General features: G+C 54.0%; 11 protein-coding genes. 3 read left to right on the top strand and 8 right to left on the bottom strand.

The window, feature by feature from the left end:
• Positions 1-9 precede the first annotated feature (9 nt).
• From E5K00_RS14370 to E5K00_RS14355, 4 genes are all read right to left on the bottom strand, one after another.
• Positions 10-438 carry an STAS/SEC14 domain-containing protein gene (locus E5K00_RS14370; RefSeq protein ID WP_135464015.1) on the bottom strand — a complete coding sequence of 143 codons (429 nt, stop codon included), beginning with the start codon at positions 436-438 and terminating at the stop codon, positions 10-12.
• Positions 439-943: 505 nt separating this feature from the next.
• On the bottom strand, positions 944-1,663 hold the full coding sequence (locus E5K00_RS14365) for a hypothetical protein (protein WP_135464014.1): 720 nt from the start codon (positions 1,661-1,663) through the stop codon (positions 944-946).
• Positions 1,664-1,847: 184 nt separating this feature from the next.
• Entirely contained in the window at positions 1,848-3,095 is a 1,248-nt protein-coding gene (gene kbl / locus E5K00_RS14360; protein WP_135464013.1) for a glycine C-acetyltransferase, read from the bottom strand.
• Between the two features lie 222 nt (positions 3,096-3,317).
• The gene (locus E5K00_RS14355; RefSeq protein ID WP_135464012.1) at positions 3,318-4,373 is read right to left on the bottom strand and encodes a patatin-like phospholipase family protein; all 1,056 of its coding nucleotides are present in this window, start codon (positions 4,371-4,373) and stop codon (positions 3,318-3,320) included.
• A 253-nt stretch (positions 4,374-4,626) separates the two neighbouring features.
• Here E5K00_RS14355 and E5K00_RS14350 point away from each other — a divergent pair, with 253 nt between their 5' ends.
• The 3 genes from E5K00_RS14350 to E5K00_RS14340 all read left to right on the top strand — a co-directional run bounded on the left by E5K00_RS14350 (position 4,627) and on the right by E5K00_RS14340 (position 7,086).
• The gene (locus E5K00_RS14350; protein ID WP_135464011.1) at positions 4,627-5,601 is read left to right on the top strand and encodes an NAD-dependent epimerase/dehydratase family protein; all 975 of its coding nucleotides are present in this window, start codon (positions 4,627-4,629) and stop codon (positions 5,599-5,601) included.
• Positions 5,602-5,939: 338 nt separating this feature from the next.
• Positions 5,940-6,245 (top strand): hypothetical protein, encoded by a 306-nt coding sequence (locus tag E5K00_RS14345; protein ID WP_135464010.1) that lies wholly within the window; start codon positions 5,940-5,942, stop codon positions 6,243-6,245.
• Between the two features lie 97 nt (positions 6,246-6,342).
• Positions 6,343-7,086, top strand: coding sequence for a tetratricopeptide repeat protein (locus tag E5K00_RS14340; protein ID WP_167856900.1), 744 nt, complete (start codon positions 6,343-6,345; stop codon positions 7,084-7,086).
• A gap of 55 nt (positions 7,087-7,141) precedes the next feature.
• Here E5K00_RS14340 and E5K00_RS14335 read toward each other — a convergent pair whose 3' ends face one another.
• The 4 genes from E5K00_RS14335 to E5K00_RS14320 form a co-directional block, all read right to left on the bottom strand.
• A complete protein-coding gene (locus E5K00_RS14335; protein WP_167856899.1) occupies positions 7,142-8,332 on the bottom strand; it encodes a M1 family metallopeptidase in 1,191 nt (396 codons plus the stop codon).
• Between the two features lie 159 nt (positions 8,333-8,491).
• Complete coding sequence (locus E5K00_RS14330; RefSeq protein WP_135464007.1) at positions 8,492-9,808, bottom strand: HlyD family secretion protein; 1,317 nt, start codon at positions 9,806-9,808, stop codon at positions 8,492-8,494.
• Positions 9,809-9,821: 13 nt separating this feature from the next.
• A complete protein-coding gene (locus tag E5K00_RS14325; RefSeq protein WP_317128881.1) occupies positions 9,822-12,050 on the bottom strand; it encodes a peptidase domain-containing ABC transporter in 2,229 nt (742 codons plus the stop codon).
• Between the two features lie 120 nt (positions 12,051-12,170).
• A complete protein-coding gene (locus tag E5K00_RS14320; protein ID WP_135464006.1) occupies positions 12,171-13,388 on the bottom strand; it encodes a hypothetical protein in 1,218 nt (405 codons plus the stop codon).
• Positions 13,389-13,749: the final 361 nt, after the last annotated feature.

Raw genomic sequence — 13,749 nt, 5'->3', positions numbered from 1 at the left:
TGCCGACGCCTACAGCGGGGCAGCGACGGCCTGCTGGGCCTGCCGCAGCCAGGCTTGCGCCTCGGGCAGGTCGCCGAAAATCCGCATTTGGAAATTAGCGCCGATGCTGGTGTGCATGGCCTGCGCCGACAGGGCCGCGAACGACTCGGGGCTGACGACGTGGGCGAAATGAGTGAGGCCGGCGGCAATGGCGCGGGGCGTCCAGTCCTGGGCTATCCACTCCACGGCGTGGTCCCAGGGCCCGATAACCAGGCTGTTGTCGTTGAGCAGGTAGGGGCAGCGGTGCCGGGCAATGTGCGTCAGGCAGGCGTTGGCCCCGTCCACGATACCGGCGTGGGTCTGGTAGCCCACCCAGTTGTTGTACACCCAGTTGTGGGAGGCTACGTAGTCGATGGTCAGGTAGACTTTGCCAAAGGCATTGCTTAGTTCCTGCTTCATAGCGGGCGGCGAATAGGGGGAGGTAGGGAAAGAGCGGCAAGCAGCCCGGCAGCCGGTGGCAACACCAGCGCGCGGCGGGGCAAGATAGGCAAAAGCCGCCCCGAATGCACCGTCCGCCTCCCAATTAAGGGCGCTTGCCACGTAGCCGGGGCGTGCTTACCGAGGTAGCACCACGCCGGAATCCGGAACGGCTTTCGTAAGCGCCTGAAGGCCATTCCGAATTCCGGAATGGCCTTCCAATCGTTTTTTACTTCGTTCCGAATTCCGGAATGGCCTTCGAAACGTTTTTATGGCCGTTCCGGAATCCGGAATGGGCTTCAAGTCGTTTCGAAGGCCCTTCCGGATTCCAGAACGACCTTCGAAACGACTTGAAGCCCATTCCAGATGCCGGAACGGCTTCTCCTAAGGGGCTGGCAGGATAACCGGGGCAGCGAGAGGCCGCCTGGTACTGAGGCCCGGAAAGCGGCTCGCGGCAGCGGCGGCCCCGGTTGAGATGCCCCCAGGCCTATTTACCGGGGGCGTCAGCGGTTTTCTTGGACTTCTTGCGCTGGCTGGCCGGCAGCACCGAAAAGTCGAAGTAGGGTTCGGCCTGGGCCGGGGTTTCGGCAAACGCACTCACGAGGGCTCCGTAGTGGGCGAACAGCAGCACCCCCAGGGCACGCTGGTCTTTGCCGATGGCCTGGCTGCCGTCCTTGGTCACTTTCACGACTTTGCCCTGCCGGGTAGAGGCTTCTTCGAAGTTTTTGAGCCGTTTTTGCAGCTCGGCGACGGCCGCCACGGGTACCACCGCCGCATATTTGTCTGCCGTTTCCGCAAAGGCGCGCACCAGCGTGCCGATGGTTTTTTGGGAGGCCGTAGTGAAAGCCGTGCGCCCCTGCGGGAAAAACTCCCGGTAGGTCGCCGATTTATCGTCGTGCTTGGGCAGAATATGGACGCGGGCAATTTCGGCGGGGTAGTTTCTCAGCGCCTCAAGCGTGTCGGCAACGCTGCCGGTGTGGGTGCCGCGCTGGGCTTGCGAAGCGGCGCTGCTGCCGAGCCCCACCTGAAACTGTTCGAACAGGGGCCGCAGCCGGGCGGCCATGGCGGCGGTGTCGGGGGCCCCGGCGGGTTGCTGGGCGGCCTCCAGCGCGTCGAGGTGGTCGGCCACCAGCTTTTTCATGCTCTCCCGGCTGATGCTTTTGCTCAGGAAGAAGTTTTTGAACCGGTTTTTAAAGGGGGATGCCATGCGGATTGATACGGGGATAAAAGTGAGGATTGGGACACGCGGCAATAGGTCGGATAGCGGATAAGCGGAGCGTAGGGGAAGATAGAAAAAGGGCCGACTACCTGGATAGCAGCCGGCCCTTCTTGGGAATATTTATTTTGGGGCCGCCGCTTCGCATTGGAGCGGGAACGGGGCCTCCGGCCGCTTACGGCGTGTTGGTCACGACCTGGCCGGCTTCGGGCCGCTCGGCCGAGCGGTCCTTGAGCGTACCCAGCTCCTGGCCGACCTCGATGAAGGCGGCAATGGCTTTATCGAGGTGGGCGCGGGTGTGGGCCGCGCTCAGCTGCACCCGGATGCGGGCCTGGCCCTTGGGCACCACGGGGAAGTAGAAGCCCACCACGTAAATACCCTTTTCCAGCATGCGGGCCGCAAACTCCTGGCTGAGCTTGGCGTCGTAGAGCATAACGGGCACGATGGGGTGCTCGCCGGGCTTGATGTCGAAGCCGGCCGCGGTCATCTTCTCGCGGAAGTACTTGGTGTTTTCCTCGAGCTGGTCGCGCAGCTTGGTGCTTTCGGTCAGCAGCTCCAGCACCCGCAGCGAGGCCCCCACGATGGCGGGCGCGAGGGTGTTGGAGAACAAATACGGCCGGCTGCGCTGGCGCAGCATCTCAATGATTTCCTTACGGCCCGAGGTGAAGCCGCCCATAGCGCCGCCCAGGGCTTTGCCCAGCGTGCCGGTGATGATATCGACGCGGCCCAGCACGTCGCGGTACTCGTGGGTGCCGCGGCCGGTTTTGCCCAGGAAGCCCATCGAGTGGCACTCGTCAATCATGACCAGGGCCTGGTACTTGTCGGCCAGGTCGCAGATTTTATCGAGCTGGGCGATGGTGCCGTCCATCGAGAACGAGCCGTCGGTGACGATGATGCGGTGGCGGGTGCCTTTCTGCACGGCATCCTGGAGCTGGAGTTCCAGATCGGCCATGTCGTTGTGGGTATAGCGGTAGCGCTGGGCCTTGCAGAGGCGCACCCCGTCGATAATGCTGGCGTGGTTCAGGGCATCACTGATAATGGCGTCCTGCTCGTTGAACAGGGGCTCGAACACCCCGCCGTTGGCGTCGAAGGCGGCGGCGTAGAGAATCGTGTCCTCGGTGCCCAGAAACTCGGCCAGCTTGGCTTCGAGCTGCTTGTGAATGTCCTGGGTACCGCAGATAAAGCGCACCGACGACATGCCGTAGCCGTGGGTGTCAATGGCGTGCTTGGCGGCCTTGATGACCTCGGGATGCGACGAGAGGCCCAGGTAGTTGTTGGCGCAGAAGTTCAGCACCTCGCCCGCCTCCTGGGTTTCAATTTCGGCCCCCTGGGCGGAGGTAATTACCCGCTCCTTCTTGAACAGGCCGTTGTCTTTGATTTCCTGGAGCTGCTGCTGCAGATCGGGCTGGAGGGTGGTGTACATGCGGTGAATGAGTGAATGAGTGACTTGGTGAGTGGGGTACGGCAAAGATACGAACCCCACCCCAAGCCTTCTCCGCTTAATGCGCGGAATCCTCCGGGAGAGGGGCTTATTTTACTTTGGCAACGACACTAGTAGAAGTAGAAGTCATTGCAATACTAACCTAAGCCCCTCTCCCGAGGGGAGGGGTTGGGGTGGGGTGTCGCGGCGAAGGTTGGGGTGGGGTTACCGGCGGCTCAGAAACTGCTGCACCCCGGCGCGGCCACTGTCCAGGAGCTGCTGCTTCTGCTGCGCCGATATGCGCTTTATTTTGGGGTTGAAGCCGGCGGTGCTGATGCTGACGGTACGGGGCCAGTCGGTGGCGCGGGGCGGGTTGAGGTTTTCCAGGGCCACGTTGTAGAGGGCACCTACGTAGCTGCCAAAGCTGTTGATGACATACGGGGCCAGCTGCTGGCGGCCGGTAGCCAGCGTGTCGTAGGCAATCTGCTCGGGCCGGTCGAGGCGCAGGCCCAACGTTTCGGGATTCACGGCCGCCGGTCCGGCCCCGCTGGCACCGGGCCGGTACCGGGGCTGGTCGAACAGGTCGATGGGGTAGTTGGCCAGCAGGCCGCCATCCACCAGCACCTGCACCGGCTGGCCTTTGGCGGGCTGCCGCACCACGTGGCCTTGGGCATCGAGCAGCACGGCCCGGAAATAGAGCGGAATGCTCATGGAGATGCGTACGGCATCGGCCACGCGCATGTCGGGGTGGGTTTCGTGGCTGAACACCTGCACGCGCTGGGTGGTAAGGTTCGTGCCGGTGGTGTACAGGTCGCGGTAGTGCAGCGAGTCCTGCCGGACTAGGTCGTGGAACTGGCCCAGCGTGAGGTTCGGGTCGTGGGTTTTGCGCTCCACCAGCTCGCCCATAAACCGGGTAAACTGGTCACCGCGGTACCAGCCGTACTGCTTGATGAGCCGGGTGCTGCCCCCGAAGAAAATCAGGCGGCCGTCGTTGAGGCGCTGCACCGGCATGTCGTTGACCACGGCAATGATTTCGGCCGGCGAGTAGCCCACGGCCAGCAGCGCGGCCTGAATGGCCCCGGCCGAGGTGCCGCCCACGCGCCGGATGCCGGCCAGCACGCCGTGGTTTTCCAGCTCCTGCAACGCCCCGCCGTAGGCTATGCCCCGGATGCCGCCGCCCTCCATCACCAGGTTGCGGTAGACTACGGGCGCTGGGGTTTGGGCCAAGCCACCCGGGGCTAGGCTCAGGAGCAGACTCACGATGATAAAGACCTGACGCATGGCGCAGTATAGTAAAAGCGGTTAAAACAGCGGGCCCCGGGGCCGTACAGCATCGGAGCCGTGGTGGGCAGCCGGGGGTTGGCAGCCGGGCAAAATCTTGTACCGCGCAGCAATGGATTAGCCCCAAGCCACTTACCCGGCCAACCCCGGCCGGGGCGACTTACGTACCATTCGGGCGGCGGCCCCGGCACCGGAGTAAGCGCGCCGTGCGGTATCTTTGTAGCCCCCACCCCCACCCTCTTCTCCCGTCAACATGCAATCTACTCCCAGCGACACTATCCTCGTTATCGGTGCCGGCGGCCAGCTTGGCCTCGAACTCACCCACGAACTGCGCCAGCGCTACGGGGCCGCCCACGTGGTGGCCGCCGACGTGCGGGCGCCCAAAGACGCCGAAACGCAGGAAGCCGGCCCGTTTGAGCTGCTCGACGTGCTCGACAAAAACCGCCTGGAAGAAGTAATGCGCCAGTACAAGCCCAAGCAGGTCTACCACCTGGCGGCCTTGCTCTCGGCCACGGCCGAGAAGAACCCCAAGTTTGGCTGGCAGCTGAATATGGACGGGCTGTTCAACGTGCTCGACGCCTCGGTGGACCTGGGCGTGCAGCAGGTGTACTGGCCCAGCAGCATTGCCGTGTTTGGCCCCGATACCCCGCGCGAAAACACGCCCCAGCTCACCATCATGAACCCCAACACCATCTACGGCATCAGCAAGCTGGCCGGGGAGCAGTGGTGCGAGTGGTACTTCAAGAAACACGGCCTGGACGTGCGCAGCCTGCGCTACCCCGGCCTGATTGGCTACAAGAGCCTGCCCGGCGGCGGCACCACCGACTACGCCGTGGATATCTACCACAAAGCCGTGGCGGGGCAGAACTACGAGTGCTTCCTGTCGGAAGATACTTACCTGCCGATGATGTACATGCCCGACGCGCTGAAAGCCACGCTGGACTTGATGCACGCCCCGGCCGAGCAGATCAAGATCCGCAGCAGCTACAACCTGGGCGCCATGAGCTTCTCACCCAAGGAAATTACGGCCAGCATCCAGCGCCACCTGCCCGACTTCCGGGTGACCTACCAGCCCGACTCGCGCCAGCAGATTGCCGACTCCTGGCCCGCCAGCATCGACGACAGCCGCGCCCGCCAGGACTGGGGCTGGCAACCCGACTTCGACCTGGACAAAATGACCCAGGACATGCTCGTGCACCTCAAGCAGCAAGTGGCGCTGTCGGTGTAGAAGAAGCCCTGAAAAGCGGCGTTTGCGGGCACTACTTTTGTATTTCTGAAGCCCAGTAAGGCTGGCTCAGCACTGCTGATCTACGCCTACCTTACGCGGACTATTAAGGTCTGGCTTTTATGCTTACTTGTTGCTGCCCTTGTGCTTTTCTGAGTCGGCTGCTGCTGTTGCTGAGCGCAGCGGCCGGCTTGGCTCTACCAGCTGCGGCCCAGAATTTCCGGCTCGCGGGAGCCGATTACATGGATACGACCCGGCGCAGCAACCCCGCATGTAGCGCAATCTTTGCGCAGTACTACAGCTTGGGGGTCGACGCTAAATATCCCCGTAGCTCGGCTACTTTGCTCCACGAGGCCCAGCGGTTTCTCGCGGCCCGCGCTAAGCCTTATACCGGCTCCGGGTACGTTACTTTTCGATTTGTTATCGACTGTGAAGGCCAGATGCTACCCCGCGTTCAGGTATTGCAAACCAACGAGGCTTACCAGCCTTTCCAGTTTGACAAACAACTGGTTGCTGACCTGTTCGCGTATTTGAAAACGCTTAATCAGTGGAAAAAGGCCCGGGGCCGCAACGATACCCCGATTAACTACATTGCTTTTCTCAGTTTTAAGCTGCGCGATGGGAAAGTGGCTGCTATTATTCCTTAGCGCGTCAGCCTTGCTGATGGCAGGCCGCTGCCAGCCGGCGCCTGCTCCACCAGCGGCAAGGGCAGCTTGCCAGGATCGGCACTATGCGGATAGCCTAGTGGCCAAATACCTGGACAAAGGCGCGGCCGTGTATGGCTACAATCACCCGAATTGGGAGAAATACTGCGATAGTCTGATTGCCGCGTGCCCCACTATCGCTGTGGCGTACCGAGAAAAGGCGATTCCCTACCTCAAGAAAGGTGACTACGCTACAGCCTTTCCGCTGGAAGACAAGGCCGTAGCGCTGGACCCCAAAACGTGGACAGCTTACCGGGGCTTTCTCAAATGTATCTTCACCAAAGACTATGCAGGGGCCCTGCTGGATTTTCAACAAGCCCGGCGGCTAGTGCCCGGCGGTTACGAGATGGACCATACGTATCCGTTTTACGAAGGACTGTGCAACCTGGAGCTGGGACATTACGCACAGGCTGCCGCTAGCTTCAGGCTTGACATTGCCCAGCAAACGCAGGGGCACCCGCAACGCCCGCCCCATTTCAATAGCTTATTCTACGCGGGTGTCCTGTATTATGAAATGCAGGACTACCCCCAGGCAACACACTACCTAACCTATTGCCTGCGTCTCAACCCGCAGTTTCCCGACGCCCACTATTACCTGGCACAGGTATATCTGGCGCGGAAAAAGAACGGCGAAGCCACCCGGCACCTTCGGCTGGGCCAGGCGTATTACAGGCAGGGCTACCGGCTGAACGAAGACAACGAGGCATACGCTAACTACCCGCACCAGATAACGCTTTATGAGTTAGAAACCCTGCTGCAAGCCCAAACGGTGACTGGTCGGTAGCGCGGGGTACCTTAAAGCGGCTTCTGGGTTGATGTGCGCGCACCTCGGATTTGGTCTAGAAAACAGATTCGTAGAACTGCCGCGCCGCGGGCCCCTGCTGCTGCTCTACCAACTCCAACCACTGCTGGTAGCTCTGGGGATGCTGCCGCAGGGCTTCCTGCAACAGGCGCTGCATGGCCGGCGCGCCTATTTTCTGCTCTAGCTGGTAGAGGGTGTAGGCCGCCTTGATGTACGTGTATTGATTTCGCTGCTTTTCAGCCAGCCCGCCGGGCATCAACCGGATACTGCCCAGGCTTTCGGCTATGCGCTGGTAGCGGGTCAGGAGCTGGGCAAAAGCTTCCTGTCCGAACTCAGACCGGTAGAACAGCAAACAGCAGTATTCTGCAAACCCTTCGTTGAGAAAACTCTGGTAGTTCGTGTTGCTGAACGGAGCCGCGTACCACCATTGATGGGCTAGCTCGTGCCCGATGCTGTAAAAGTCATTGACCCGGTTGCCGGTCAGCTGTAGCCGGATAATGCCCCCGGGTACCGCGTAGCTCCAGCCCGCAGGGGCACCACTGCCGGGGCGAGGCGGCACAATCATCTTTACGTACGTAAGTTGTTGCTGCGGACCCAGCAGCGCGTTGTAGAAAGTGGCGGCAGCGGCGGCGGTAGCTACTACCTGCTGCCGAACGGAATCGGCACCCGCTGGCTGCGTTATGGCCAGCGTAATGCCCTGCACGCGCGTTTGGCGCTGCTGAAGCGGCTTGGCAAAATATACTCCGAAGTGCCCACCGATACTGTCTTTCACCACCCACCGCCCAGCACGCACCGCCACAACCCGTCCGGCGGCCTGCAGAGTATAATCCACGGGAAGCGCCATTTGCAGTTCATAAGCAAAGCGTGCCGCGCTGCCCGACAACAACACGGTTGGTATAATAGCCGTCTGCTCGGTCCACTCCGTCCAGGCGGGCGAAAACGAATTCACCGCACTGCTCAAGTGTGCTTCCATCACTTCTCCTTCGGCTGCTACCCGCAGCAGTACGCGGCGGCCGGCCGGCATCGACTCCCGAAACCGCACCACCAGCGTATCACGCTGGTTCGTGGGGTCGGCAATGGTGCGGAAGCCAGCCACCTGCCGCCCCTGCACGCGCTTCACTACCATGTCGCCCTGCAAGACCAGCCGGATACTATCCAGCGGCTGCGCGCAGGCAAAGTCGAGCCGGGTGTCCGATTCCACCCAATGCCGGTCTGGTTCGACCCGCAACCGTGCGACGCAGGTATTAGGCCCCGTCGGCTCCGACCACATCCCACAGCTCAACAGGACCACGGACAAGAAAGAAATTTCACCCATATGCTTTAGGGAAAATGCACGCGCTACGGCACAGCCGGCAGTTATTCTTTATAGTACACTTATCCTGATTTTTCAGGAGACGGTGGTGCGCTTAGAAAAAGACTCACCGAATATTTCCCTAATGCTATAGAATATCCGTTCCAGCAAACTTAAATCCTCCGTTACAATTTCCGCTATTCCGCCCATTTCGGGATGGTAAGGAAGGGTTTTCAGATAGTTGGTCGTTAGGCCTTTGGGTAGCATTACTTCCGCGAAATAGGTTTTCTCATTGGCCAGGTAGGAAAGCTTCCTGATCTTTCCTACCAACACACCAAATTGCACCGTCGGATAATTTTCTAATCGAATCTGCACCCGCTGACCGACTGCTACTTTGCCATAGCCAGTGGTTGGGACGTTCACAATGGCGATATAGTTACTATCGGCAGGAACAATAGCAAATAACTCTTCCTGGGCTTTGACATATTGCTTATCAACTATACGCTTCAAATAACTTACTTTGCCAGCGATAGGAGAAATAAAAACATTTTTTTGCTCCCATTCACTCATCTGATTTTTCAGATTAAGCAAAGATTGCTGAACATTTAGACGCAGCTTACGCTCCTGCTCTTTGGCGTCGAAACGCAGCTGTTTTATTTGCCGAGTATTGGCCGTAATAAGAATATTATTTTCCAACTCTGATTCTCTTGCTGCTTCGAAACTTTGCTTTACTTCGTTGTAGCGACTTTCCTCCTGAAAAAAATCAAATTTAGATATAACTTTATCCTTATACAGTAGCTTCTGTGCCTGAAAGCGCTCTTTTGCCTGCTGCAAATTCTGCAACTTAATACCTTTCCCTATTTTAGACACTCCGTCCAATGATTTATAGTCAGCTATTTGCGATTCAAGAGTTTTGATTTGTTCAGCAAAATAATTGTCGCGCAAAAAACTAGTATAGTCTCTTACATCTTTTTGCAAACTATTAAACATCAATTGCGCGTCACCTAACGTAAGATAAGGATTAGTTGGAACGAAGTCAGGTTTAGGATTTTTTATAAAGGCTTCAACCTGGCTAATAACTTCCCTGACCTTGCTCATACTTTGCCCACTGGCTACGCTCCTAGTTTCTGCTATATATACCCCTTCCTGCACAAATTGACCGTCTACAACGAATAGCTTGCGGATTTGTGCGTCGACCGGAGCCGTAATTCGAATAGGTGGCTCAGTAGTGGATATCTGCACTTGACCTATAATAGTATCCGGGTAACGAATTATGGCCGACATTATAACAGCAAGTGCGATAATAAGGAAAATTAACATACTACCCCATCTGATAGGCCATGCGGGTGGTTGTCCTATTACATCGCGCACAATTTCACTGCGCTCATCAAGCTCATCTATTTTCAAAGCCATAGCATTATACAAGTCAATTACCCAGCTCCAGCTGGTTTTTCACCAGAGTGTAGTAGAATCCCTTTTTACTCACCAAAGAATCATGATTACCAATTTCAACAATTTCTCCCGCATCAAGAACAACAATTTGATCCGCATTTTTAACCGTACTCAATCGGTGCGCCACAATAACCACCGTTTTATCTTTATAAAACTGCTCTAAATTTTCCATAATTATTTTTTCGTTATTTGCATCTAACGAACTAGTAGCCTCATCAAACAATAAATAATCCGGATTTTTATACACAGATCTAGCAATCAAGATACGCTGTTTCTGCCCCCCACTGATGTTAGTACCTGATGCACCTAGCCGGGTGTTATAGCCTGTTGGAGCACGCTCAATAAAATCCTCAATATTAGCTATTCGCACAGCTTCCAAAAGCTTGGCTTTATTCACCACGCCTTCTACATCAGACTCAGATATATTTCGGGCAATAGAATCCGAAAATATATAACCATCCTGCATCACAACTCCACATTGACGACGCCAAAACCTAGGACTAATTTGACTTAGCTGTGTGTAGCCTATTCTAACACTACCACTAGTCGGCTCATATGATTTCAGCAACAATTTTAATAAAGTAGTTTTTCCACTCCCACTCGGTCCCACAATAGCAGTTACCTTACCCTTTGGTATCTGCATTGTAATATTCTTCAGTACAAAAGGAGATGATTTTTCACCATACTGAAAACTCATATTCTCAATATGAATGGTACGATCCGAAGGCAAAACCCGCACTAACTCTTCACTCACAGTTTCTTCGTCCGCTTGATTATGAATCTCAGCCAGCCGCTCTAGGCTTATATAAGCATCCTGAGCACCTCGGATGAAAGTCACAAAATTGCTAATAGGTAGATTTAGCTGCCCAATAATATACTGTACGGAGAGCATCATACCCAATGTTAATTGACCATCAATTACAGCTTTAGCAGCAATAAATGATATTATAATATTCTTAATTTCATTTATCAGCAAGGACCCATTAGTCTGCCACTGAGCGAGTGATAGACCTTTAATAGATATTTTAAAAAGGCGAACCTGAATTTGCTCCCACTCCCAACGCCTACGGCGCTCGGAACCGTTCATCTTTATCTCTTGCATTCCATTCACGAGCTGAATCAAACTACTCTGGTTACCCGATGACTCGTCAAAGTACCTGAAGTCTAGCTCTGCACGGCGCTTCATAAAAACAAGCGTCCAAGCCACATACAAAACTGATCCACACAAGAAAACCAAAAATATTGTGAAGCTGTAGTAAGACAACACAAATCCAAATATCAAAATGTTTATTACAGAAAATAAAACGTTAAGCGTTGCTGAGGTCAGAAAGTTTTGAATACGTCGCTGATCCTGGGCCCGCTGAAGAATATCACCGGTATGCTTGGAATCAAAGAAACTAATCGGAAGTCGCATAAGCTTTATCAGAAAATCTGACAACATATTTATATTAATACGACTTGTAATATGTAACAAAAGCCAGTCACGAATAATCTGCACAGAAGCCTGAGATATAATCAATATTAACTGCGCAATCAATATTAAGTAAATAAATCTTATATTTTGATAATTTATACCAATATCAACTGTTGCCTGCGTAAGAAACGGCAAAGCTAGTTGAAGAAAAGAGGCCACAATTAACCCCATAATAAGCTGCCCCCATACGTGAGAATAGCTTTTAAAGTAAGGCCACAGGAATTTAAACCCCTGCCTGTTTATTTCATCAACGCTATCCAGCTCATAAAATTCTGGGGTTGGCTCCATAGCCAGAATGAGTCCTTCCTGATCTGGCTGAGCATTTTTTACTCCAAGCCAGCCGCGAGAAAACTCCTCCCTGGTATACGTTATTAATCCATGAGCAGGATCAGCTACGTACACTTTATTATTTTTAATTTTATGAACAACGATAAAATGCCGCTGTTTCCAATATGCTACACAAGGCAGTGGTATATCTTCTTCTAAAGTAGCATACGGTATCTTCACCGCTAGCGTGTGCATACCTATAGCTTCAGCCGCTTCAGAAATGCCCGCCAAAGAAACTCCTTCACGGGTTATACTGGCCTTTTCTTTCAAAAATTCCGGAGAATATGCTTTTCCGTAAAACTTGGCGATCATACGCAGGCAAGTAGGCCCACAATCTTCCCGATCAAATTGCTTATAAAAAGGAAAGCTTTTTCTAATCATTACAAAGAATTTGTTATTCAAGCAGAAAACATGATAGACATGCTTGCTATATCAGCAAACTACACTCACTACTATTCACAACTCTAAATACGCATTACGTTAGATTCATTAAACCGAAAATCTTGCGCAAGATCATAAAAATCACAGACCGTATATCACAAGTGCATCTTCGTTTATGAGTTTATACTCAGGGTTAGCATTAATAAACATTTCCAAACGGAATGTATACGGCTGCCCGACGTAGGTAACAGGCGGCAACACCCTGTATTTATTTAATACTGATTCGTAACTGGCTTTAAACATTGCATAGTATTTCAATCCATGGTCGGTGAAAACACCGGGCCGGCTCAATTGTTTTAAATCGTAATTAAACTTTCTCATGTAGAACCCGATACGCCCAATAACATCCTTTACTTGCTGGCCTTTGAACAGGCCTTTCTTCAGGCTTTGATCGAGGCAATGCAGGGTGCTGGTGTAAGTAAAGAGCCCGTGAAAGGCTCCGTAAACCGTTCGGTGCTCACCATGCACCGCATCATCTACCAAGGATACCAGAGTAGTATTGGGGTCGATACTCAAATAATGGCTCGTCATGAGCGTAAGCGCATTAAATATGGTATGACCACATTGATGTGCAATATCATCCACAAAGAAAACTTCATCATAGCCCTGGTCATCTACATTGATGAATCCTGTACCAAAATGCTCCATGGCCGCGAATGAGTTTTGGTTATCGCTGCTGAAAAGTGAAATCTCCTGACTGCTTTTTGCAATTAACTGGCAATATTCAGGAACCGCTTGCTGAATAATTGAGAAAGCATTTTGCAACGGCCGGACCCACTTCGTAAAGGTAGTTGTCACGTTTTCGTGCAAATGGGCACCCAGACAACGATATATATCGGGGCGGTAGCGAGTAACGCGGATGGAACTGTTAGGCAAGAACACTTCCGGATAGAACTGGGCTGGCACTCTATTGCCTTGTAGAGTAAATAGCTGTAGGTCATCCGGGGTGGTACCACTCAGGTTCAGCGCCGCAGAGGCTAGCTCCGTTTTGAGATTTCCCCAGCCAGGTAATTTCACCCATCCTTCCGCACAGGTTTGAACACGCACCTGTAATGGGCGCTCTTCTGCCGGCACAGCTCCCCACAGCAGCTGCTCTAGTGGCAAACTAACTCCTTCGCGGCCTTTCCGGGCCTGATGGAAGATTAGCGTCGGCTCCAGAAAGACCCGCTCATCGTCAAAGTCCAAGACTTCAAATATATCCTCATTCTCGTGGCATACTTCAAGCCGGCTAAGATTGGCAAGCTGAGTCATACCGGTCAGCATCAGATTTTCATCTATTTCAAACTCAATGATTTTCATAAATTGACTAGTATCAAAGGAAATGGGATTATCGACTAAACTTACAAATTTGGCGCTTTACACGCAGAAAAAGGCGATAGCCAACGCGTGCAACCAGTAGCTTCAGCATTGGTTTAGAGCGACATAAAACATTACAAAAGTAAGCGGGTATATCATTCGTGGTAAGGGTTCAGGCCTATATAGTGTGCTGTTCAAGTACGCGGCAGCATTCATTGTGCTTCGCTCACCATGGTGGGGCGTATGCCCGGGGCGCCACATTGGCTCCCTGTCGCAAGCATTATCTTACCCTAAATATGACTATAGTTCAATGCAATAGTCCGGACGTGCTCCCAAATTACAGCTTCCTGCTGATAGCACTAAA

Source organism: Hymenobacter aquaticus (genome assembly GCF_004765605.1).
Taxonomy (GTDB): Bacteria; Bacteroidota; Bacteroidia; order Cytophagales; family Hymenobacteraceae; genus Hymenobacter; species Hymenobacter aquaticus.
The sequence above is the reverse complement of the archived record's forward strand: the minus strand, read 5'-3'. Positions and strand labels throughout refer to the sequence as shown.